Here is a 22890-nt window from a genome sequence, read left to right on the forward strand (position 1 = left end):
TTAATGCTCCCACACGAACTCGTGCACAGGAGCAAAATATAATGAAAAAACGTCAACCGTTACTTCAGCTCAATACCTTGGCCGTGGCGCTGGCATTTGCCTTGCCGGCCATGAGCTATGCCAGCGATCAGTCCGACTCCAAGGGCTTTGTCGCCGACAGCAGCTTGAATATCCTCAACCGCAACCTGTTCTGGAACCAGAACGGCAACGGCGCCCACACCCGTGACTGGAGCCAGGCGCTGATGGCGACCTACAGCTCGGGCTTCACTCAAGGCACCATTGGCATCGGCATTGATGCGTTTGCCGACCTGGCGTTGCGCATCGACGGGGACACCGACCGCGCCGGTGGCCCGAACATACCGTCCGACGCCAATGGCAATCCGGATCATGGCTTCGCGAAGGCCGGTGGTGACGTCAAGTTCCGTATTTCCAATACCACGCTCAAGGTCGGCGACCTGCAGCCTACGTCGCCGGTGTTCGCCACCGCCGATAACTACCTGATGCCACAGACCGCAACAGGCTTCCAGATCGACAGCCATGAAATCACCGGCCTGAACCTGGAGGCCGGCCATTACACCTCCGGCACCGGTACCACCACCACCTCGCGCAGCGGCGACATTCTCGCCAGCTATGCGGGCGTGGAAGCGTCGTCGGCCAGCTTCGCGGGCGGCAAATACCAGTTCAGCAAGGAATTCACCGCGTCGCTGTACGGAGCACACCTGGAAGACGTGTGGAATCAGTACTACGTCAACCTGAACCTTGTTCATCCACTGACCGATGACCAATCCGTCGCGCTGGACTTCAACCTCTATCGCACACTGGACGACGGCAGCGCCAAGGCCGGGACCATCGACACCACCGCAGCCTCGCTGGCGGCTGCCTACACCCTGGGTGCACAGACCTTCACCCTGGCCGGGCAGAAAGTGCATGGTGACGAGCCGTTCGACTACGTCGGCTTTGGGGAGACCAATGCCGGCGTCGGTGCCGGGCGCTACGGCAACTCGATCAACCTGGCTGACTCGGTGCAATACTCCGACTTCAACGGCCCGGGCGAGCGGTCCTGGCAGATGCGCTATGACCTGGACATGGGAGCCTTTGGCGCCCCCGGCCTGAGCTTCATGGCCCGCCATATTCGCGGTGCTGGCATCGACGGTACGCATACCCCCGGCAATTCGGCCTACACCGGGTTCTATGGCGCCAACGACCAGGAACACGAAACCGACGCCGAAGTGAAATACGTCGTGCAGAGTGGCCCGGCCAAGAAGCTGTCCTTCCGCCTGCGGGAAGCCTGGCACGATGGCGATGCTTCCACCGGGGGGCATCTGGTGCAGACACGCCTGATTACCGAGTACCCGTTGAATATCTTCTAAACAGGCGGGAGTGCCCGGTTGATGGATCTACCGGGTACTCTGCGTAGCCAGGTATTGATCGGTAGGCGTTTTGATTCCACACACAAAAAAAGGCGCTACCAAGAGCGCCTTTTTTGTTACCGCTGACTTATTGCAAACTAACCTGACGCAGTTCGGGCTCTTTCCCGCTACCAATCGTGATGCGCTTGGGCTTGGCCTCTTCAGGAACCACGCGCAGCAAGTCGATGCTTAACAGCCCGTTGTTCATCGAAGCACCGCGCACCTCGATATGATCTGCCAGCCGGAACGACAGCCGAAATGCTCGTTGCGCGATGCCCTGGTGCAGATAAGTGACTGCTTTCTCGGTTTCGCGCTTGTCGCCAACGACTGTCAAAACGCCCTTTTCGACCTGTATATCCAGATCCGCTTCAGTAAGCCCAGCGACAGCAATGACAATGCGATATTCGTCATCACCGTGCTTTTCCACATTGTGAGGCGGATAAGTGTTCGGAGCCTCGCTGCGAAGCGCCGACTCGAACAGGTCATTGAAGCGATCGAAGCCCACGGATTGACGGAACAAAGGGGCCAAGGAAAGGGTAGTAGCCATCTCAAAATCTCCTGATTAAATCCAAGTGATTAAGTGCGCGACCCGCATTCGGCGTCGCGTGATAAAAATTTATGTTCGCCGGGAAAATTTTCAAGAGGCCAGATAAAAATTTTTACATTTGAGTACCAGCCGGGAACGGCTTGCTCGGTTGGATAGACAGGCCGCCCTCAGGCTGCGATGCGTAGTCAGCCCACCTTTCTCTTGAGTGCTTGCCTGGGTCGGGTTCAGCAAGCGGTGGCTTCTTGGAACTCTCTGGCATGTTCGCCATTACTCGCGGCATGTCTTAAAATATCCGGTTGCCGAAGAACCGCCATGACATATCCATGAAGGGCTTCAATCCTTTACAAATAAGTGTGGTCAAGATGAACAAGCCTTTCATTTCGCTGTGCCCTGAAATTACGCGGGCGCACGCGCTGACGTTGGTGGATTGGTTAGAGGATGAACGCATCACCTGCTATCTGAGCGATTCGCGTCATGTCTCCCGCTCCATTGAGCAAGTCATTGATCGGACTCAGTTGCCGATCCTGACTCATCTATTCAACCAGGGCGGCAGATTCTTTATGGCCTATGACCGGCATGACGCTCCGGTGGGCTTTGTCCGTCTCATCAAGACCGGCTCAAATTGCGAGATTGTCCTGGTCATCGGAGACAGCGACAAATGGGGCCGGAACCTGGGCGCCAGCACGATCCGCGAAGGCATGAAACTGGCCTTCCTCGACATGCGGGCCGAGAAGCTCATCGCCAAGATTCACCCGGACAACTCGCGCTCGCTGAAAGCCTTTCTGCGCAGCGGCTTTATGCTGGAGAGCGAAACGCCGACATTGACGTCATTTTCCATGACGGCGGCGAGCTATTTCCAGTTCTTGCGCGAAGGCGCCGGTGGCGACTCCACCAGGATCTACATCACTGAAATCGACAAGGCCAGGCTCGAGGATCTGATCGCGTTCGAGCAAGGCCCGGCGGTTGTTGAACTCGAACATGAGCTTGAGCGGGCCATTGTCGTCAAGCCGCAGCAGGTGGCGTGCAATGTCATCACGATGAACTCCAGGGCCTTGCTGCAACTGGACGATGAAGAGTTCGAAGTGGCCTTGGTCTACCCTGAAGACGCGGACAGCAACGCAGCAAAGCATTCCGTGTATTCCGACATAGGCACCGCCATCCTTGGCTATCAGGAGGGAGACGCCATCGACTGGCGAATTGCTGACCGGACCCGCCGGATTGAGATCAAGAAAGTGCTTTACCAGCCGGAGGCTGCGGGCGACTTCCACCTGTAATTGCGCCTTTTCTCAGTAACGAATCACGCCAGTCAGCGCGCCCGGCTTGGGTGCCTGACTTCTCCAGCGTGAACTGATAACCGAGACGGTTATCGGCGCGGGGGGTGAGATCGTGAAACCTACCCGCTGACGCCCACTTTTTGCAGAGTTGCGGAAACTGCCTGAAATGATACGGAAACGATTAGAGGTGTATTCCTGAACCCCAGAAACGCAAAAGCCCCGCAATAGCGGGGCTCTTGAGTAAATCTTGGCGGGAAACCAGGGATTCGAACCCTGGAGACGCTATTAACGTCCGCCGGTTTTCAAGACCGGTGCATTCAACCACTCTGCCAATTTCCCTTGTGCAACACAGGATTAGCGTAGCTCATCCTGCCTCAGCGGGCGCCATAATACCCGAATGAAACACACTGTCAAACTCTCGCCATAGCTTGTTACAGAGCGTCTGTTATGATCCTTGCGACTGAATGTTTCAAAACTGAAGGAGTGTCGCCATGCGCGAACAAAATTACGCAGTGAATGGAAACGCGCAGGCTGAGCAGCTAGAAGTTAGCCGCGTCCTGCGCAATACGTACGGCTTGCTCGCTCTCACCCTCGCGTTCAGCGGCGTGATGGCCTTCGTAGCCCAGCAAATGCGCGTCGGCTACCCGAATATCTTCGTCGTGCTGATCGGCTTCTACGGTCTGTTCTTCCTGACCAACAAGCTGCGCGACTCGGCCTGGGGCCTGGTGTCGGCGTTTGCCCTGACCGGTTTCATGGGCTTTATCCTCGGCCCGATCCTTAACCGTTACCTCGGCATGGCCGGCGGCGCGGAAGTGGTCAGCTCGGCATTTGCCATGACTGCCCTGGTATTTGGCGGCCTGTCGGCTTACGTGCTGATCTCCCGCAAGGACATGAGCTTCCTGGGTGGTTTCATCACCGCCGGTTTCTTCGTGTTGCTGGCTGCGGTACTGGCAGGCATGTTCTTCCAGATCAGCGGCCTGCAACTGGCGATCAGCGCAGGTTTCGTGCTGTTCTCCTCGGCCTGCATCCTGTTCCAGACCAGCGCAATCATCCAGGGTGGCGAGCGTAACTACATCATGGCCACCATCAGCCTGTATGTATCGATCTACAACCTGTTTATCAGCCTGTTGCAGATCTTCGGCATCATGGGCCGCGACGACTGATCGCAGCAGCACGCAAAAAGCCCGCTTCGGCGGGCTTTTTGTTGCCTGCGGCTTTATCATTGCCACAGGTTTTGCCTTCAGAGTGTTCCATGAAGTTCGCGATTGCGCTTTTTTCCGCCGCCCATGCGCCCTCCTCGCGCCGTGCCTTGCTGTTCGCCCAGGCGGCGCTGGCGGGTGGGCATGAGATTGTGCGGCTGTTTTTTTATCAGGATGGCGTCTACAGCGCATCCACTAACATTGTTGCGCCGCAGGATGAGCAGGATATCGCCCGTCAGTGGCGCGAGTTTGTCAGCGAGCATCAGCTCGATGGCGTGGTGTGCATCGCCGCGGCCCTGCGCCGTGGCGTGCTGAATGCCGAAGAGGCCACCCGTTATCAGCGCAGCGCGGTGAACCTGGACGCGCCTTGGGCATTGTCCGGGCTTGGGCAGTTGCATGACGCCGCCCAGTCCGCTGACCGCTTGATCTGCTTCGGAGGGCCGTGACATGTCGAAATCCTTGCTGGTGATCAGCCGACAGGCGCCGTGGTCCGGCCCCAGCGCCCGTGAAGCGCTGGATATCGTATTGGCTGGCGGCGCGTTTGATTTGCCGATTGGCCTGTTGTTTCTGGATGACGGCGTGTTTCAACTGGCCGCGAGCCAGGACGCCAGGGCCGTGCAACAGAAAGACCTGAGCGCCAACCTCCAGGCCCTGGAATTATTTGGCGTCGAAGAGGTGTTTGCCTGCAGCCATAGCCTCGGCGTGCGCGGGCTGGCCACCTCCGGCAACGCACAGCCGCTGAGCAGTGAACAAATTTCACAGATGATTGACCGTTACGACCAGGTGATTACCCTCTGATGTCGACCTTGCATGTGGTATCCCACTCGCCTTTTACCGACAGCCGGCTGGACAGCTGCCTGCGCCTCTGTGGCACCCAGGATGCGATCCTGCTGTGCGGCGACGGCGCCTACGCCCTGCAACCCGCCAGCGCGCCTTGCCAGGCCCTGCAGGCCAGGGGCGTGAAAGTGTTTGTACTGGCCGAAGACAGCCAGGCGCGTAACCTCGCCGTGCCTGAATGGGCCGGCAGTGTCGATTACCCGGCGTTCGTCCAGCTGTCGATCGACTATGACAAGGTCAACACCTGGCTATGAACACTTTGACCGTAGGTGAACGCACCCTCGAACTGGACAAGGACGGCTACCTCGTCGACCTGACCGAGTGGTCCAGCGACGTGGCCAACGCCCTCGCCACTACCGAAGCGCTGGAGCTGACCCCGGAACACTGGGAAATCCTCGAACTGCTGCGCGGCTTTTATACCGAATTCCAGCTGTCGCCCGCCACCCGCCCGCTGATCAAGTACACCGCCTTGAAGCTGGGCCCGGAAAAGGGCAACAGCCTGCACCTCAACCGACTGTTCAAAGGCACTCCCGCCAAACTCGCCGCCAAGCTGGCGGGCCTGCCCAGGCCGACGAATTGCTTATGACTGATTTTGCCCCGTTGATCACTGAAACCCCTGCTGAGCACCCGTTCGCGCCGTTCGTGCGCATCCTCGGCAAAGGCAAGCGCGGCGCCCGCAACCTCACCCGTGAGGAAGCCCGGGAAGCCATGGGCATGCTGCTGGACGAGAAGGTCGAAGACACCCAGCTCGGCGCCTTCCTCATGCTGCTGCGGCACAAGGAAGAAAGCCCGGAAGAACTCGCAGGCTTCACCGAAGCCGTGCGCGAGCGCCTGAATGCACCGTCGCTCAATGTGGATGTCGACTGGCCGACCTACGCCGGTAAAAAACGCCACCTGCCGTGGTACCTGCTGGCAGCCAAGTGCCTGGCACAGAACGGCGTGCGTATCCTGATGCACGGCGGCGGCGCGCATACGGCAGGCCGGCTCTACACCGAGCAGTTGCTGGATGGCTTGCAGATTCCGTTGTGCCGCAATTGGCAACAGGTGGAAGCGGCCCTTGAACAGGGCAACCTGGCGTTTATTCCCCTGGGGGACTGGGCGCCGCAACTGCAGCGCATGATCGACCTGCGCAACACCCTGGGCCTGCGCTCGCCGATCCATTCACTGGCGCGCATCCTCAACCCGTTGAGCGCCCGCTGCGGCCTGCAAAGCATCTTCCACCCGGGCTACCAGGGCGTACACCGCGATGCCAGCGGCCTGCTTGGCGACAACACCATCGTGATCAAGGGCGACGGCGGCGAGATCGAGATCAACCCGGACACCATCAGCCACCTGTACGGCACTACCGGCGGCGAAAGCTGGGATGAAGAGTGGCCCGCCCTCTCCGCCCAGCGCCACGTCAAGCCTGCGGCCCTGGAGCCCGAGCATTTGAAGGCGCTATGGCGCGGTGAGGTGCAGGACAGCTACCCGCAACTGGCACTGATCGCCACCATGGCCCTGGCCTTGCGCGGCCTCGGCCACCCGCGGGAACAGGCGTTCGAACTGGCCCAACAGTACTGGGATGCCCGGGACAAATCGATTTAGTCGATCATTAACCCCCAGCCTTTGCGCTTTTTGTTCGAACTCAGACCTTTAGACTGCACTCCAACGCTTATTAGCCAAGGAGTCAGTCATGGGTTTGCTGATCGAAGGACGCTGGCATGACCAGTGGTACGAAAGTAGCGCAGACGGCGCCTTCCAACGGGAGCAGGCGCAACGCCGCAACTGGGTGACCGCCGATGGTGAACCCGGCCCGACCGGCGAAGGCGGTTTCGCGGCTGAAGCCGGTCGTTACCATCTGTACGTATCCCTCGCCTGCCCCTGGGCGCACCGCACATTGATCCTGCGCAAGCTCAAAGGCTTGGAAAGCCTGATCGACGTGTCGGTGGTCAGTTGGCTGATGCTGGAAAACGGCTGGACCTTCGACAAGGCCCATGGCTCCAGCGGCGACAAGCTTGACGACTTCACCTTCATGCACCAACGCTACACCGCCGACACCGCCAGCTACACCGGGCGGGTCACAGTGCCGGTGTTGTGGGACAAGAAGCTCAAGCGGATGGTCAGCAATGAGTCGGCGGAGATTATTCGCATGTTCAACAGTGCGTTTAATGAACTGACCGGCAATCAACTGGATTTCTATCCCGAAGCCCAGCGCTCGACCATTGATGCACTGAACGATCGAATCTATCCCGCCGTGAACAACGGTGTGTACCGCGCAGGCTTTGCCACGTCACAAAAGGCTTATGAGGCCGCATTTGATGATGTGTTTGCCGAACTGGATCACCTTGAGCAGCACTTGGGTGAGCATCGTTACCTGGCGGGAGAATACCTGACTGAAGCCGATGTAAGGCTTTTCACCACGGCGATTCGGTTTGATGCGGTGTACTACAGCCACTTCAAATGCAACCTGCGGCGAATTGCGGATTATCCGAACCTGTCGAACTGGCTAAGGGAGTTGTATCAGTGGCCGGGGATTGCCGAGACGGTGGATTTTGCTCACATCAAGGGGCATTACTACGCCAGTCACCGCACGATTAATCCGACGGGGATTGTGCCGAAGGGGCCGTTGCAGACGTTTGAGGCGGAGCACGACCGGGAGCGGTTGAGCGGGAAAGGTATTTGGAGTTGATCCAAGCCCTGTAGGAGCAAGCTTGCTCGCGAAGGTCGTCAACGATAACGCGCTCATGCTGAATGAGCGCGGTGACCTTGAGTTTTTCGCGAGCAAGCTCGCTCCTACAGTTGAACATCTGTCGCGGTTATCAGACTTGCGACTGAGCGCCTTCAAACCACTTCAGCTTCTCACGCAACTGCACCACTTCTCCCACAATCACCAGTGTCGGCGCATGAACCTCATGTTCCGCCACCATGCGTGGCAGGTCAGCCAGGGTGCCGGTAAACACCCGCTGGTTGGACGTGGTGCCCTGCTGGATCAACGCCGCCGGCGTATCCGCCGAACGACCATGCTTGATCAGCTGTTCGCAGATGATCGGCAACCCGATCAAGCCCATGTAGAACACCAGGGTCTGCGAAGGGCCCACCAGGTCACTCCACGGCAGGTCCGAAGTCCCGTCCTTCAAGTGCCCGGTAATGAAGCGAACCGATTGCGCATAGTCGCGGTGGGTCAGCGGAATACCGGCATACGCCGCGCAACCACTGGCCGCGGTAATACCCGGCACCACCTGGAACGGGATGCCATGGGCCGCCAGCTCTTCGATCTCTTCACCGCCACGCCCAAAGATGAACGGGTCGCCACCCTTGAGCCGCAGCACGCGCTTGCCTTGCCTGGCCAGGTCCACCAGTTGCTGGTTGATCTGGTCCTGCGGCACCGCATGGTCGGCGCGACGCTTGCCGACATACACCCGCTCGGCATCGCGACGGCACAGCTCAAGAATCGCCGGCGCCACCAGGCGGTCGTAGAGCACCACGTCGGCCTGTTGCATCAAGCGCAAGGCGCGGAATGTCAGCAGGTCCGGATCACCCGGGCCTGCGCCCACCAGGTAGACTTCGCCCGGTGCGTGGGGCGGTGCGCCGTTGATTTTCTCGACCAGCAAACGTTCGGCTTCATCACCCTGCCCGGCCAGTTGCCGATCAGCAATCGGGCCCTGGAAAACATCTTCCCAGAACGCGCGACGTTGCTGCACATCCGGGAACAAGCCTTTGACCTGGCTGCGAAACCGCGCCGCCAACCCGGCCAACTGGCCATAAGTCGACGGAATCCAGGTTTCCAGCTTGGCCCGGATCAGCCGTGCCAGCACCGGCGCATCGCCGCCGCTGGACACTGCGATCACCAACGGCGAACGGTCGACAATCGCCGGGAAGATCACGCTGCACAAGGCCGGCGCATCCACCACATTGACCGGTACGCAACGACGCCGGGCATCGCTGGACACTTGAGCGTTCAGCGGCTCGTCGTCGGTCGCCGCGATGATCAGGGTGCAACCGTCGAGGTCGGCCTCCTGATAACCACGCAAAATCAGTTCACCGCCACTGCCCTGCACCAGTTCACGCAACTGGTCTTCAATCTGGGGAGCAACCACCCGCAACAACGCGCCGGCGTCGGCCAGCAGCCGGGATTTGCGCAAGGCAATTTCCCCGCCACCGACGACCAACACACGACTGCCGCGCAGGTTATGAAACAGCGGCAGAAATTCCATTTAGCCGATGACCTCAACGCCCGCCATGTACGGCTTGAGCACTTCAGGCACGCGGATCGAACCGTCAGCCTGCTGGTAGTTTTCCAGCACGGCCACCAGGGTGCGGCCTACTGCCAGGCCCGAACCGTTGAGGGTGTGGACCAGCTCGGGCTTGCCGGTTTCCGGGTTACGGAAACGCGCCTGCATGCGACGGGCCTGGAAATCACCGCAGTTGGAGCACGACGAAATCTCGCGGTATTTGTCCTGGCTCGGCACCCACACTTCCAGGTCGTAAGTCTTCACGGCACTGAAACCCATGTCGCCGGTGCACAGCGCCAGAACGCGGTACGGCAGCTCCAGCAGTTGCAGGACGCGTTCGGCGTTGGCGGTCAGGCCTTCCAGCGCTTCCATGGAAGTCGACGGCTCGACAACCTGCACCATCTCGACCTTGTCGAACTGGTGCTGGCGAATCATGCCGCGGGTGTCGCGGCCCGATGCACCGGCTTCGCTGCGAAAGCACGGCGAGTGGGCGACAAACTTGATCGGCAACTGCTTGGCGTCGAGGATTTCCCCGGCCACGATATTGGTCAGCGACACTTCGGCGGTCGGGATCAGGTACAAGTCGGCTTCGCCATCGCGGCTGATCTTGAACAGGTCTTCCTCGAATTTCGGCAGCTGGCTGGTGCCCATCAGCGCCGGAGCCTGGACCAGGTACGGGATGTAAGCCTCTTCGTAGCCGTGCTCGCCGGTGTGCAGGTTGATCATGAACTGCGCCAGGGCGCGGTGCATGCGTGCGATCGGGCCACGCAGCAAGGCAAAGCGCGCGCCGGACATTTTGGCCGCCGTTTCGAAGTCCAGGCCACCGGTCAGTTCGCCCAGGGCGACGTGGTCCTTGATCTCGAAATCGAAGGTTTTTGGCGTGCCCCAGCGACGGACTTCGACGTTGCCGTCTTCGTCTTCGCCGATTGGCACGGATTCGTGCGGCAGATTCGGGATGCCCAGCAGGATCGAGTCCAGTTCGGTCTGGATAACGTCCAGCTCGACTTTGCCGGAAGCCAACTCGCCAGCCATACGCTCGACGTCCGCCATCAACGGCGCGATGTCTTCGCCGCGCTGCTTGGCCTGACCGATGGATTTGGAACGCGCATTACGCTCAGCCTGCAGTGCTTCGGTGCGGGTCTGGACGGTCTTGCGCTGTTCTTCCAGCGCTTCGATGCGCGCAACATCCAAGGCAAAGCCACGGGATGCCAGGCGGTCCGCTACGTCCTGAAGGTTGCTACGTAACAGTTTGGAATCGAGCATGTCGGTCTCTCGTTTATCAAAGTTTGGTCAAGGACAGGCCAGCCCAAGTGGCGAGCAGCCCGCCGAACACGCTGATGGCCAGGTACCCGAAGGCGACCGGTGCCTGCCCGCTTTCCAGCAGGCGTAGCGTGTCCAGTGAAAAGGATGAAAAGGTCGTCAGACCGCCTACAAAACCGACAATCAAGCCGGCACGAATCTCAATCGGCACTTCCGGGCGAAGCAGAAACCACCCGTACAACAAGCCGATGATCAAACAGCCCACCAGGTTGACCGCCAGGGTCGCCGCATAAAAATGCTTCGGCCAATTGGCGCTGACCCAGGTGCTGGTGGCGAAACGCAATAATGTACCAGCGATGCCGGCTACGGACACGGCAAGAATCGTTCTGAGCACTACTTTCTCCGCTGTTTCGGACTGAGCCGGTCAAGTTGGGCAAGGTGATTGAGCTTTTCGCCGATCTTCAGCTCCAGGCCGCGGGGCACCGGCTGGTAAAACGGCTGCGGCTCAAGGTCATCCGGGAAGTAATCTTCGCCAGCCGCATAGGCGTCCGGTTCATCGTGGGCGTAGCGGTACTCATCGCCGTAGCCGAGTTGCTTCATCAGCTTGGTCGGCGCATTGCGCAAGTGCAGCGGCACTTCCAGGGAACCATGCTCGGCGGCAGCACGCAGGGCGGACTTGAAGCCCATGTACACCGCGTTGCTCTTCGGTGCGCAGGCCAGATAGGTGATGGCCTGGGCCACCGCCAACTCGCCTTCCGGGCTGCCCAGGCGTTCCTGCACTTCCCAGGCGGCCAGGCACAGGCTCAGCGCACGCGGGTCGGCATTGCCAATATCTTCGCTGGCCATGCGCACCACGCGCCGGGCGAGGTACAACGGGTCGCAACCGCCGTCGATCATCCGCGCAAACCAGTACAGCGCGCCGTCGGGGTTGGAGCCGCGCACAGATTTGTGCAGCGCGGAAATCTGGTCGTAGAACGCTTCGCCGCCCTTGTCGAAACGCCGGCGGGTGTCGCCCAACAGGCTCTGCAGCAAGTCGACGCCGATTTCGCTGCCATCCTCGGCCAGGTCGGAAGCGTTTTCCAGCAGATTGAGAAAACGTCGACCGTCGCCATCCGCAGCAGTCAGCAGGATCTTGAAGCCTTCCTCACTGACACTCAACTGGCGCTTGCCCAGGCCCTTGTCTTCGTTCAGCGCACGCTGCAAGAGCTTCTGCATCGCGGCTTCATCGAGGCTCTTGAGCACATAGACACGCGCCCGGGACAGCAAGGCATTGTTCAGTTCAAAAGACGGGTTTTCGGTGGTGGCACCAATAAAGATCAGCGTGCCGTCTTCGACATACGGCAAGAACGCATCCTGCTGCGACTTGTTGAAGCGATGCACTTCGTCGACGAACAGGATGGTGCGCTTGCCGTACTGCCCGGCCTGCTGCTTGGCGACTTCCACCGCCTGGCGGATCTCCTTGACCCCGGCCAGCACCGCCGAGACCGTCTCGAAGTGTGCATCCGAGACTTTTGCCAGGAGCCGCGCCAGGGTGGTTTTACCCACGCCCGGCGGCCCCCAGAAAATCATCGAGTGCAGCGCACCCTGCTCAAGGGCCTCGCGCAAAGGCTTGCCGCGGGCGAGCAGGTGTTCCTGCCCGACGTACTCGTCCAGGTTGGTCGAGCGCAGGCGCGCCGCCAGAGGCTGAGCAATCGGGTCACTTCGAAACAGGTCCATGGGCAGCGTTTGAAACCTCTGGGCAGTTTATTCCTGAATCACGTCGGCACCCTTCGGGATGTCGAACTTGAACTTGGATGCCGGTACCGGCTGGTTGGCCTTGACCCCGGAGAACAGGATATCGGTGCGCTGGCCGACGCTGTCAATCAGACGCATGTTGTTGATCACGCCGTTGCCAAACGACAGGGACAGCGTGTCAAAGAGCGTGTCCTTGGATTTCGGCTTAAGAGTGAATTCAATCACGTTGCTGGTCTGCTTGGAGGTAATGTCGAAGCTGTCGTTGATCTTCGACACATCGCCCGACAGCAAGAGCGCTGGCGTCTGGTTCAGGCGCGGGTCGAGCTTCTTGATGGTCGCCTGCTCCAGGTCCGGGTCCCACAGGGTGACTTTTTGGCCGTCAGAGACGATGGTCTGCTCGGCCTTGCCTTCTGTGTGCCAGTAGAACAGCCCTGGGCGCTGCACAGCCATCTCGCCGGCGGTTTCCTGCAACTGGGTGCCACCGGCATCCAGCGTGAGCTGGGAGAAGCGCGCGGTCAGGGTCTGGGATTTGTCCAACAGGTTTTTCAGGCTGGCGACGGAAGCCGGGTCAGCATGAGCCGAAACAGCAGTCAGGGCCAATGCAGGCAACAACAGCATGCGGATAAGACGCATGGGAGTCCTCTTAGATTCGGTTGCAAGGCGTGCCGCGTGTTGCCACGCGGCACGTAATCAGTCACGTATCTGCGCTGGCGCAATCACTTCGCGCGAGCCGTTGGTGTTCATCGAGGTGACCACGCCGGCCATTTCCATGGCTTCGATCATGCGGGCAGCGCGGTTGTAGCCAATCTTCAGCTTACGCTGTACGGCGGAGATCGAGGCGCGGCGGCTTTCAAGCACGAACTGCACCGCTTCGTCGTAGAGCGCATCGGTCTCGGCATCATCGTCGCCACCGCCGCTGCCACCGTCGAAGCCGCTGCCGGCCTCTTCGACGCCGGCGAGGATGTCGTCGTTGTATTCCGGGGCGCCACGCAGCTTCCAGGCCTCCACCACACGGTGCACCTCATCGTCGGAGACGAACGCGCCGTGGACACGGATCGGCAAACTGGTGCCCGGCGGCATGTAGAGCATGTCACCGTGGCCCAGCAGTTGCTCGGCGCCGCCCTGGTCGATGATGGTCCGGGAATCGATCTTGCTCGACACCTGGAACGCCATGCGGGTCGGGATGTTGGCCTTGATCAGGCCGGTGATCACGTCCACCGACGGACGCTGGGTCGCGAGGATCAAGTGGATCCCGGCGGCCCGCGCCTTCTGGGCGATACGGGCGATCAGCTCTTCGACCTTCTTGCCGACGATCATCATCATGTCGGCAAATTCGTCGACCACCACCACGATGGTCGGCAATTTGGTCAACAGCGGCGCTTCGTCGTGGATGCTTTCGCGCTTGTACAACGGGTCGGTCAGCGGCGTGCCGGCGTCCTGGGCTTCCTTGACCTTGGCGTTGAAGCCCGACAGGTTACGCACGCCCATCTTCGCCATCAGCTTGTAGCGCCGTTCCATCTCGGCAACGCTCCAGCGCAGGGCGTTGGCCGCATCCTTCATGTCGGTCACCACCGGGCACAACAGGTGTGGAATGCCTTCGTAGATCGACAGCTCAAGCATTTTCGGGTCGATCATGATCAGCTTGGCGTCATCCGGGCCCGACTTGAACAGGATCGACAGGATCATCGCGTTCACACCCACCGACTTACCGGAACCGGTGGTACCGGCGACCAGCAAGTGGGGCATTTTCGCCAGGTCGGTGATCACCGGCTTGCCGCCGATGTCGTGGCCCAGGGCCAGAGTGACCGGCGACTTGAAGTTGTCGTACTCCGGGGTCGACAGCACTTCGGAGAAGCGCACGATCTGCCGGTCTTCGTTGGGAATCTCGATACCGACGGTGGTCTTGCCCGGAATCACTTCCACCACCCGCACGCTGGTCACGGCCAGCGAACGCGCCAGATCCTTGGCCAGGTTGGAAATGCGGCTGACCTTGACGCCGGCAGCCGGCTGGATTTCGTAGCGGGTAATCACCGGGCCCGGGTGGATCGAATCCACCGAGACTTCGACGCCGAATTCCTTGAGCTTGATTTCCAGCAGGTGGCCGACGGCCGCCAGGGACTCAGGGGAGTAATTGAGCTGTTTCTTTTCCGCAGGATCAAGAATCGAGATCGGCGGCAAGGTGCCTTCCACGGCGCTGTCGACAAACAACGGCGCCTGTTTCTCTTTCTGCACGCGGTGGCTCGGCTCGGGGGCCTTCGGCGGCGCAGGGGCAATCACCGGCGGCACTTGCTTCTCGCGGTCCGACATGTGCTTGGTCAGGGCCTGCTCGCGTTCGATCAGGCGTTCCTTGACCTTGGCCTGCTCACGCCGGTCCGGCGTGCTCGGGGCTACCACCTCGTTGACGCGGGTATCCACCTCGCGCAGTTGCGCAACCATGCGTTTGCGGTCCACCCGGGCCGACCACCAGCGATTCGCGGCGCCCTGGAACAGTTCGAGCAGGTCGAGGGTGATCTTGCCGGTCACGTCCATGACCTTGAACCAGGACAGGTCGGTAAACACGGTGAGGCCGAACAGGAACAGCGCAATAAACATCAGGGTGCTGCCCTGGATATTCAGGGTCCTGCGGGCCAGATCGCCGAGGCTTTCGCCCAGAGCGCCGCCGGCACCGGCCGGCAGACCGGTAGGTGCATGGAAATGGATATGGGCCAGGGCCGCGCCGGACAACACCAGGAACACCAGGCCGATCAGGCGCCAGGAGAACAGCCAGCCGCTCCATTGCCACGGCTCGTGACGCTGGCGGAAGATCTGCCAGGTCTTGATGGCCAGCAGCAACGGGAAGATGTAAGCGAAGTAACCCAGCACCATGAACAGGATGTCGGCGCTGTAGGAGCCGGCCGGACCACCGAAGTTCTGCACGTCTTCGATCTTGCTGTTGTGGCTCCAGCCTGGATCGTCCTTGCCATAGGTAAGCAAGGCCATCATCAGGAACAGGCACAGCGCTCCGATGGCGATCAGTGCACCTTCCTTGAGTCGGTAGTGCAGGTGCTGGCGCCAGGCGGGCACGACTGCGGCTTTAGGTGTTGCGGCGGATTTCTTCAAAACGGGTCTTTTCCTGCGCCTTTAGCGCGTCCATCTGTTGAATGACTGCAAAACACTGCCCAATCCGGGCAGGTAAAAAATGAACGAGTGCCAGTGGAGCTACTTTTAACACCCTGCTACTGATTCATGAAACGGCGATAACGCCCCAATGGCCGCATTGTACGGGTTTGTGTGCGCGATGCCACGCACTTGGCCCTACGTTACACAGCATAGCCAATGTTCAATTTCATAACGTTCAATTTGAGCATGCATTGTCTTTACTGACAAAGGCTTATGAGCTGTTTTTGCCAATCCAGGCTAGCTTGCCGACCGACGTACGCGATTACGACCACGCCCCCGGCATAGAGTTGCAGAAACACCCGTTCATGCTTATCTGCATCGATCCCATGTTCGGGGTAGCCCCAGAGCGTTTCGTCGACAATAATCACAGCTCTTGCAACGGACAACATCGCCGTTACCGCCCTCCCCTTCCGTAAGCCTGGATGCCATGCTGACCTGGTTACAACGCAACACCCTGACCTTCCCACCGCTGGCCAAGGCCATGCGCGAACCCAATGGCCTGCTCGCTGCCGGTGGCGACCTGTCGGCCGACCGCCTGATCCAGGCCTACCGCCACGGCTGCTTTCCCTGGTTCTCGGAAGGCCAGCCCATCCTCTGGTGGTCGCCCGACCCACGCACCGTACTGTTCCCCGATGAGCTGCACGTTTCCCGCAGCCTCGGCAAATTGTTGCGCCAGCAGCGTTACACAGTGACCTTCGACCAGGACTTCGCTGCGGTCATCCAGGCGTGCGCGGCGCCGCGCAGTTATGCCGATGGCACCTGGATCACCGAAGCCATGCAGAACGCCTACCTGCAACTGCACCAGCGCGGTTATGCGCATTCGGTGGAGGTGTGGGACGCGGGCGAACTGGTGGGCGGCCTGTACGGCCTGGCGATGGGCCAGTTGTTTTTCGGCGAGTCCATGTTCAGTCGCGCCGACAACGCCTCGAAATACGGCTTTGCCACCCTGGTTCGGCAACTACAGGCCTGGGGCTTTGTGCTGATCGACTGCCAGATGCCCACCGATCACCTGCACAGCCTCGGCGCCCGCGCCATTCCCCGCAGCGACTTCGCCAACTACCTGCGCGACCATTTGGACCAAACCAGCTCTGCTCCGTGGGTTTCCTAGGCGACTTCCCCACACCTGGCTTACACTTATTTCAAAGCTTATCCGAGGGTTGATCATGACCGAGTTGGCGCGTTTGAAGTTTTATGCCACTCAACCCCACTCATGCAGCTATCTGCCCGATGAGCAGGCCACCACGCTGTTCCTCGACCCCAGCCAGCCGATGGACGTGCATGTGTATGCCGATTTGTCGGAAATGGGCTTCCGGCGCAGCGGCGACCACCTTTACCGGCCGCACTGCCAGAACTGCAACGCCTGCGTACCGGCGCGCATCCCGGTGGCGCAGTTCCTTCCGGACCGCAACCAGAAACGCATCCTGAAGCGCAACGCCGACCTGACCGTTACCGCCACCAAACCCGGCTTCAGCGAAGAATATTTCGACCTTTACCAACGCTACATCGAACAGCGCCACGCCGACGGCGACATGTTCCCGCCCAGCCGCGACCAGTTTTCCACCTTCCTGGTGCGCGACCTGCCCTTCTCGCGCTTCTATGAGTTTCGGCTCGAGGGACGACTGGTGGCGGTCGCCGTGACTGACCTGCTGCCCAATGGCCTGTCGGCGGTCTACACCTTTTATGAGCCCGCCGAGGAACGGCGCAGCCTGGGACGCTTTGCGATCCTGTGGCAGATCGGTGAAGCCTTGCGCCTGGAATTGGAGGCGGTGTACCTCGGATACTGGATAAAAAACTGCAAAAAGATGAACTACAAGACCCAATATCGGCCCATTGAGCTGCTAATTAACCAAAGATGGGTCACGTTGAACTAGAACCTCTTGGCTTAAACACCCTTTTTCGGGCACAATGCACGCCGCTTTTGCCTGGCGCAGTTGCACCGGGCCATTCACTGGATACCGAGGGCTTTACTGCATGTCGAAAGAAGACAGCTTCGAAATGGAAGGCACTGTCGTCGACACCCTGCCCAACACCATGTTTCGTGTGGAGTTGGAAAATGGGCACGTCGTAACCGCGCATATCTCCGGCAAGATGCGCAAGAACTACATTCGTATTCTTACCGGTGACAAAGTGCGCGTCGAACTGACGCCCTATGACCTGAGCAAAGGGCGCATCACTTACCGCGCCCGTTAATCAAGTCAATACAAAACGCCCGGTTATGCCGGGCGTTTTTGTGTGCGCGCGATTTACCTGAAACCAGCAATCCCTTGTGGGAGCGGGCTTGCTCGCGAATGCGGCGTATCAGTCACTGATTGTGTCGATTGGCACACCGCATTCGCGAGCAAGCCCGCTCCCACATTTGATCTGCATCGGTTTCAAGACAGCAAAAAGGCGCCTCTCGGCGCCTTTTTGTTTTGTTGCGTCAGCTATCAGGCCATTTCAGCCGTGGTTTCGAAGTCGAAGGTCAACTCGCCGTCCTTCAGATCGATATGCACCACGCCACCATGGTCTGCCAGTTCGCCAAACAGGATCTCTTCCGCCAGTGGGCGCTTGATCTTGTCCTGGATCAGGCGAGCCATTGGCCGAGCGCCCATTGCCGCGTCGTAGCCACCTTCCGCCAGCCAGTTGCGCGCCGCGTCCGAGACTTCCAGCTGCACGCGCTTGTCTTCCAACTGCGCCTGGAGCTCGGTGAGGAACTTGTCCACCACGCTTTTGATGACCTCATGGCTGAGGCGACCAAACTGGATGATGGTGTCCAGGCGGTTGCGGAATTCCGGCGTGAAACTCTTCTTGATCACTTCCATGGCGTCGGAAGAGTGATCCTGATGAGTAAAGCCAATGGAAGCCCGCGCGGCCGTTTCGGCACCGGCGTTGGTGGTCATGATCACGATCACGTTGCGGAAGTCCGCCTTGCGCCCGTTGTTGTCGGTCAGGGTGCCGTGGTCCATGACCTGCAACAGCAGGTTGAAGACTTCCGGGTGCGCCTTCTCGATTTCATCGAGCAGCAGCACGCAATGTGGCTGCTTGGTGATCGCCTCGGTCAACAGGCCGCCCTGGTCGAAGCCGACATAGCCCGGAGGCGCACCGATCAGGCGCGACACGGTGTGACGCTCCATGTACTCGGACATGTCGAAACGCACCAGCTCGATCCCCATGGCCTTGGCCAATTGCCGCGCCGCTTCGGTCTTGCCGACGCCGGTAGGCCCGGCGAACAGGAACGAACCGACCGGCTTGTCCGGCGACTTGAGGCCAGCGCGGGACAGCTTGATCGCGGTGGACAGCGAGTCGATCGCCGCATCCTGACCAAACACGGTCAGCTTGAGGTCGCGCTCCAGGTTACGCAGCAGCTCCCGATCGGAGGTGTTGACGTGTTTTGGCGGAATCCGCGCGATCTTCGCCACGATATCCTCGACCTGAGGCACGTCGATGCGTTTCACACGCTTCTCTACCGGCTGCAGGCGCTGGTAGGCACCCGCCTCGTCGATCACGTCGATGGCCTTGTCCGGCATGTGCCGGTCATTGATGTAGCGCGATGCCAGCTCGGCGGCTGCACGCAGCGCCTCATCGGTGTACTCGATGCCATGGTGCGCTTCAAAGCGCCCCTTGAGCCCGCGCAGGATGCCAATGGTGTCTTCTACCGAAGGCTCGGACACATCCACTTTCTGGAAGCGGCGCGCCAGGGCGCGGTCTTTTTCGAAGATCCCGCGGAATTCCTGGAACGTGGTCGAACCGATGCAACGGATATCGCCCGAAGACAGCAGCGGCTTGAGCAGGTTCGACGCATCCATCACGCCACCGGAAGCCGCACCGGCACCGATGATGGTGTGGATTTCGTCAATGAACAGGATCGCCTGCGGGCGTTTTTTCAGCTCGCCGAGCAACGCCTTGAAGCGCTTCTCGAAATCGCCACGGTACTTGGTCCCGGCGAGCAATGCGCCCAGGTCAAGGGAGTAGACGACGCTGTTGGCCAGCAGGTCGGGCACCTGGTTATCAACAATGCGTTTGGCCAGGCCTTCGGCAATCGCGGTTTTACCCACGCCTGCCTCACCGACCAACAACGGGTTGTTCTTGCGGCGACGCGCCAGGATCTGCGCCACGCGCTCAACTTCCAGCTCACGCCCCACCAGCGGATCGATCCGCCCCTGGCGCGCCAGTTCGTTGAGGTTGCTGGCATAAGCGTCCAGCGGGTTGCTCGAAGAAGAAGACTCACCGCCCTCGTCATCCTGCATATCCTGCTCACCTTCCGAGTGATCGCCATGCCCCGGCACCTTGGAAATGCCATGGGCGATGTAGTTGACGACATCAATACGGGCAACGCTTTGCTGCTTGAGCAGGAACACAGCCTGGCTTTCCTGCTCGCTGAAGATCGCCACGAGCACATTGGCCCCTGTGACTTCGCGCTTGCCGGAGCTCTGTACGTGGAAAACGGCACGCTGCAGTACCCGCTGGAAGCCCAGGGTTGGCTGGGTCTCGCGGTCCTCGTCATGAACGGGGATCAACGGCGTGGTGGAGTCGATAAACTCCTGCAGGTCATGCTTGAGTTTGTCGAGATTGGCACCACACGCACGCAGTACGGTGGCGGCAGCTTCGTTATCCAAAAGTGCCAGCAGCAGGTGTTCGACGGTCATGAATTCATGACGCTTCGAACGGGCCTCCTTGAAGGCAAGATTGAGGGTGACTTCGAGCTCGCGGTTTAACATAGCTTCACCTCATACCCAAGTGGTCGGAGTTAACCGTCCTTCTCGATTTCACAGAGTAGCGGATGCTGGCTTTCCCTGGCGTACTGGTTGACCTGCATGGCCTTTGTCTCGGCGATGTCGCGGGTAAACACTCCACATACTGCCCGTCCTTCTGTGTGAACGGCCAGCATTACCTTGGTCGCCAACTCGCGGTTCAGGTTAAAAAACACCTCGAGTACTTCGACGACGAAATCCATCGGTGTGTAGTCATCATTGAACAAAACCACCTTGTACATCGGCGGCGCCTGTAAAGCAGGCTTGGCCTCCTGGACAGCAATGCCTGCAGAACCGTCGTCGTCTTCTTGATGATCCGGGCGATCCTGATTGAATGTTAGTCGAATCTGGCTGATTGCATGCATGGAAAGAAAGGTTCGTCAGTGGTTCAAATACAGTGGTGGGGGCGACCTGTCAGAATTTCAACTCTGACCGACTGGTCGCCTTGACTATCGGCAAATCAGTGTTACAACCAATAGAACCCACAGTGGGTAAAAAAGGTCCGCGCAGTCAACCTTATTTATTCGGGTTAGGACGGATAAACTGGATGATACTCCAGTGATGGAGTCTGGTGCAGAGGGATATGGGCATGGCGAGCGGTAAGGTCAAGTGGTTCAACAATGCCAAGGGTTACGGCTTCATCAACGAAGACGACAAGACTGACGACCTATTTGCGCATTACTCGGCTATCCAAATGGATGGCTACAAGACACTAAAGGCAGGGCAACCGGTTTCCTTCGACATCATTCAGGGACCCAAGGGCTTGCACGCAGTGAATATCAGCGCTCCAGTCAGCGCCACTACCCCCAAAGAGGGCGTCGCTCAAAAATCAAAAAGACAACTGGCCTGATCAGCCACTGAGCAAACGCTCTAAAAAAAACCGGCCCATAAGGCCGGTTTTTTACGCCTCTGTATCAGCTTACATATGCGAAATCAGCGCATCCCCGAACGCCGACGACGACAGCAACTTGGCGCCGTCCATCAAGCGGTGGAAGTCATAGGTCACGGTCTTGGCCGAAATTGCGCCGTTGGTGCCCTTGATGATCAGGTCGGCCGCTTCGGTCCAGCCCATGTGGCGCAACATCATTTCCGCCGACAGGATCAGCGAACCCGGGTTGACCTGGTCCTTGCCGGCATACTTCGGCGCAGTACCGTGGGTGGCTTCGAACATCGCCACGGTGTCGGACAGGTTGGCGCCCGGCGCAATACCGATACCGCCCACTTCCGCCGCCAGGGCGTCGGACAGATAGTCACCGTTAAGATTAAGGGTGGCGATCACGTCGTATTCGGCCGGGCGCAGCAGGATCTGCTGGAGCATGGCGTCGGCAATGGCGTCCTTGACCACCACATTCTTGCCGGTGCGCGGGTTCTTGAATTGCATCCACGGGCCGCCATCCAACAGGGTCGCACCGAACTCTTCGGCCGCCACTTCGTAGGCCCATTCCTTGAAGGCACCTTCGGTGAACTTCATGATGTTGCCTTTGTGCACAATGGTCAGCGAGTCGCGGTCGTTATCCACGACATACTGCAAGGCCTTGCGCGCCAGGCGCTTGGTGCCTTCCAGGGACACCGGCTTGATGCCGATCCCGCAGTTCTGGTCGAAACGGATCTTGGTGACGCCCATCTCTTCCTTCAGGAACTTGATGACCTTGATCGCTTCCGGGGAGCCGGCTTTCCACTCGATGCCGGCGTAAATATCCTCGGAGTTCTCGCGGAAGATGGTCATGTCCACATCGCCTGGCTTCTTGACCGGGCTTGGCACGCCTTCGAACCAGCGCACCGGGCGCAGGCACACATAAAGGTCGAGCTGTTGGCGCAGGGCAACGTTCAGCGAACGGATACCGCCACCGACTGGGGTGGTCAGCGGGCCCTTGATGGAAACCACGTAGTCCTTGACCGCATCCAGGGTTTCCTGGGGCAGCCAGGTGTCCTGGTCGTAAACCTGGGTGGCCTTTTCGCCGGCATACACCTCCATCCAGGAGATTTTGCGCTTGCCGCCATAAGCCTTGTTAACAGCTGCATCGACCACCTTGATCATCACCGGGCTGATGTCGACGCCAATACCGTCACCCTCGATGAAGGGGATGATCGGGTTGTCAGGAACATTGAGAGAATGGTCTGCATTGACGGTGATTTTGTCGCCGACTGCCGGAACCTGAATCTTCTTGTATCCCATGCTGAACTCCATCTATGGATTGAACATCTGGCTGCGTTCGAGCCTACTCCAGATAAATGAGGACTGAAACCTCAGGCCCTGCACATTTGCGTCGAAAACAGCACATTTAGCGGCCTACAAGCTTGAAAGCAAAGGGAAAAGCGCCAATCTTGAGCACATCATGCGACTTTAGGCGCAACCCGCTGCCTGCGACCTTTAGACCAATGGACGACACACCTTTTGTATGAAGGCTCGGCGTAAGCATAGCGACCTATGTATAATGCCGCCGCTGACCAAAGAGTCACGACGGCCGACCGCTCTAGACAGACGCCCTCCGCCAGAAAAGCCGAGCTACTACAGTAGCTCACCCGCTTG

Annotated in this window: 23 protein-coding genes and 1 tRNA gene; 13 read left to right on the forward strand and 11 right to left on the reverse strand. The window is 59.5% G+C overall.

Annotated elements, in window-relative coordinates:
- Positions 1 to 41 precede the first annotated feature (41 nt).
- Positions 42 to 1370, forward strand: a complete 1329-nt coding sequence (locus A462_RS28340) for an OprD family porin (RefSeq protein ID WP_003219643.1) — start codon at positions 42 to 44, stop codon at positions 1368 to 1370.
- A gap of 127 nt (positions 1371 to 1497) precedes the next feature.
- Here the strand turns inward: A462_RS28340 and A462_RS28335 are convergent, their stop codons facing one another.
- Complete coding sequence (locus A462_RS28335; protein ID WP_003219642.1) at positions 1498 to 1956, reverse strand: Hsp20 family protein; 459 nt, start codon at positions 1954 to 1956, stop codon at positions 1498 to 1500.
- A 362-nt stretch (positions 1957 to 2318) separates the two neighbouring features.
- Between A462_RS28335 and A462_RS28330 the strand changes: the two genes are divergently transcribed.
- Positions 2319 to 3230, forward strand: coding sequence for a bifunctional GNAT family N-acetyltransferase/nucleoside diphosphate kinase regulator (locus A462_RS28330; RefSeq protein WP_008431545.1), 912 nt, complete (start codon positions 2319 to 2321; stop codon positions 3228 to 3230).
- A 248-nt stretch (positions 3231 to 3478) separates the two neighbouring features.
- Here the strand turns inward: A462_RS28330 and A462_RS28325 are convergent.
- Positions 3479 to 3569, reverse strand: a tRNA-Ser gene (locus A462_RS28325).
- Between the two features lie 152 nt (positions 3570 to 3721).
- Between A462_RS28325 and A462_RS28320 the strand changes: the two genes are divergently transcribed.
- The 7 genes from A462_RS28320 (at position 3722) to A462_RS28290 (ending at position 7934) form a co-directional block, all read left to right on the forward strand.
- Positions 3722 to 4393, forward strand: coding sequence for a Bax inhibitor-1/YccA family protein (locus tag A462_RS28320; RefSeq protein ID WP_003219636.1), 672 nt, complete (start codon positions 3722 to 3724; stop codon positions 4391 to 4393).
- An 89-nt stretch (positions 4394 to 4482) separates the two neighbouring features.
- On the forward strand, positions 4483 to 4875 hold the full coding sequence (gene tusD / locus A462_RS28315) for a sulfurtransferase complex subunit TusD (RefSeq protein WP_003219632.1): 393 nt from the start codon (positions 4483 to 4485) through the stop codon (positions 4873 to 4875).
- A gap of 1 nt (position 4876) precedes the next feature.
- A complete protein-coding gene (gene tusC / locus A462_RS28310; protein ID WP_008431550.1) occupies positions 4877 to 5227 on the forward strand; it encodes a sulfurtransferase complex subunit TusC in 351 nt (116 codons plus the stop codon).
- The gene (gene tusB / locus A462_RS28305) at positions 5227 to 5520 is read left to right on the forward strand and encodes a sulfurtransferase complex subunit TusB (protein WP_003219628.1); all 294 of its coding nucleotides are present in this window, start codon (positions 5227 to 5229) and stop codon (positions 5518 to 5520) included. The genes tusC and tusB overlap by 1 nt, the downstream gene beginning before the upstream one ends.
- The gene (locus A462_RS28300; protein WP_008431552.1) at positions 5517 to 5852 is read left to right on the forward strand and encodes a TusE/DsrC/DsvC family sulfur relay protein; all 336 of its coding nucleotides are present in this window, start codon (positions 5517 to 5519) and stop codon (positions 5850 to 5852) included. Before tusB ends, A462_RS28300 begins: the two co-directional genes overlap by 4 nt.
- Entirely contained in the window at positions 5849 to 6850 is a 1002-nt protein-coding gene (locus tag A462_RS28295; RefSeq protein ID WP_008431554.1) for a glycosyl transferase family protein, read from the forward strand. Before A462_RS28300 ends, A462_RS28295 begins: the two co-directional genes overlap by 4 nt.
- Before the next feature lie 88 nt (positions 6851 to 6938).
- Positions 6939 to 7934 carry a glutathione S-transferase family protein gene (locus A462_RS28290; protein ID WP_008431555.1) on the forward strand — a complete coding sequence of 332 codons (996 nt, stop codon included), beginning with the start codon at positions 6939 to 6941 and terminating at the stop codon, positions 7932 to 7934.
- A 130-nt stretch (positions 7935 to 8064) separates the two neighbouring features.
- Here A462_RS28290 and cysG read toward each other — a convergent pair whose 3' ends face one another.
- The 6 genes from cysG to ftsK are packed head-to-tail and all read right to left on the reverse strand — an operon-like array spanning position 8065 to position 15570.
- Entirely contained in the window at positions 8065 to 9459 is a 1395-nt protein-coding gene (gene cysG, locus A462_RS28285) for a siroheme synthase CysG (protein WP_003219620.1), read from the reverse strand.
- Positions 9460 to 10740, reverse strand: a complete 1281-nt coding sequence (gene serS / locus A462_RS28280; protein ID WP_008431557.1) for a serine--tRNA ligase — start codon at positions 10738 to 10740, stop codon at positions 9460 to 9462.
- A 16-nt stretch (positions 10741 to 10756) separates the two neighbouring features.
- On the reverse strand, positions 10757 to 11131 hold the full coding sequence (gene crcB, locus A462_RS28275) for a fluoride efflux transporter CrcB (RefSeq protein ID WP_008431560.1): 375 nt from the start codon (positions 11129 to 11131) through the stop codon (positions 10757 to 10759).
- Positions 11131 to 12453, reverse strand: coding sequence for a replication-associated recombination protein A (locus A462_RS28270; RefSeq protein ID WP_003219616.1), 1323 nt, complete (start codon positions 12451 to 12453; stop codon positions 11131 to 11133). The genes crcB and A462_RS28270 overlap by 1 nt, the downstream gene beginning before the upstream one ends.
- 27 nt (positions 12454 to 12480) lie before the next feature.
- Positions 12481 to 13104 (reverse strand): outer membrane lipoprotein chaperone LolA, encoded by a 624-nt coding sequence (gene lolA, locus A462_RS28265; protein ID WP_003219615.1) that lies wholly within the window; start codon positions 13102 to 13104, stop codon positions 12481 to 12483.
- A gap of 57 nt (positions 13105 to 13161) precedes the next feature.
- The gene (gene ftsK / locus A462_RS28260) at positions 13162 to 15570 is read right to left on the reverse strand and encodes a DNA translocase FtsK (protein WP_008431561.1); all 2409 of its coding nucleotides are present in this window, start codon (positions 15568 to 15570) and stop codon (positions 13162 to 13164) included.
- A gap of 487 nt (positions 15571 to 16057) precedes the next feature.
- On the opposite strand from ftsK, the gene aat reads away from it, so the two are divergent.
- From aat to infA, 3 genes are all read left to right on the forward strand, one after another.
- Positions 16058 to 16738: a leucyl/phenylalanyl-tRNA--protein transferase gene (aat, locus tag A462_RS28250; protein ID WP_003219611.1), complete on the forward strand. Its 681-nt coding sequence runs from the start codon at positions 16058 to 16060 to the stop codon at positions 16736 to 16738.
- Between the two features lie 55 nt (positions 16739 to 16793).
- Entirely contained in the window at positions 16794 to 17501 is a 708-nt protein-coding gene (locus A462_RS28245; RefSeq protein WP_003219609.1) for an arginyltransferase, read from the forward strand.
- A gap of 100 nt (positions 17502 to 17601) precedes the next feature.
- Positions 17602 to 17820 carry a translation initiation factor IF-1 gene (infA, locus tag A462_RS28240; RefSeq protein WP_002553999.1) on the forward strand — a complete coding sequence of 73 codons (219 nt, stop codon included), beginning with the start codon at positions 17602 to 17604 and terminating at the stop codon, positions 17818 to 17820.
- Between the two features lie 236 nt (positions 17821 to 18056).
- On the opposite strand, the gene clpA is transcribed toward infA, so the two are convergent.
- Positions 18057 to 20327 carry an ATP-dependent Clp protease ATP-binding subunit ClpA gene (clpA, locus tag A462_RS28235; protein ID WP_003219606.1) on the reverse strand — a complete coding sequence of 757 codons (2271 nt, stop codon included), beginning with the start codon at positions 20325 to 20327 and terminating at the stop codon, positions 18057 to 18059.
- A 29-nt stretch (positions 20328 to 20356) separates the two neighbouring features.
- Positions 20357 to 20725 (reverse strand): ATP-dependent Clp protease adapter ClpS, encoded by a 369-nt coding sequence (gene clpS / locus A462_RS28230; RefSeq protein ID WP_003219604.1) that lies wholly within the window; start codon positions 20723 to 20725, stop codon positions 20357 to 20359.
- Positions 20726 to 20949: 224 nt separating this feature from the next.
- Between clpS and cspD the strand changes: the two genes are divergently transcribed.
- Positions 20950 to 21210 carry a cold shock domain-containing protein CspD gene (cspD, locus tag A462_RS28225; RefSeq protein ID WP_023658953.1) on the forward strand — a complete coding sequence of 87 codons (261 nt, stop codon included), beginning with the start codon at positions 20950 to 20952 and terminating at the stop codon, positions 21208 to 21210.
- A gap of 69 nt (positions 21211 to 21279) precedes the next feature.
- Here the strand turns inward: cspD and icd are convergent, their stop codons facing one another.
- A complete protein-coding gene (gene icd / locus A462_RS28220; protein ID WP_003219599.1) occupies positions 21280 to 22536 on the reverse strand; it encodes an NADP-dependent isocitrate dehydrogenase in 1257 nt (418 codons plus the stop codon).
- Between the last annotated feature and the right edge of the window lie 354 nt (positions 22537 to 22890).

It is taken from the genome of Pseudomonas sp. Ag1, from assembly GCF_000278565.1.
In the GTDB taxonomy this organism is placed as follows: Bacteria; Pseudomonadota; Gammaproteobacteria; order Pseudomonadales; family Pseudomonadaceae; genus Aquipseudomonas.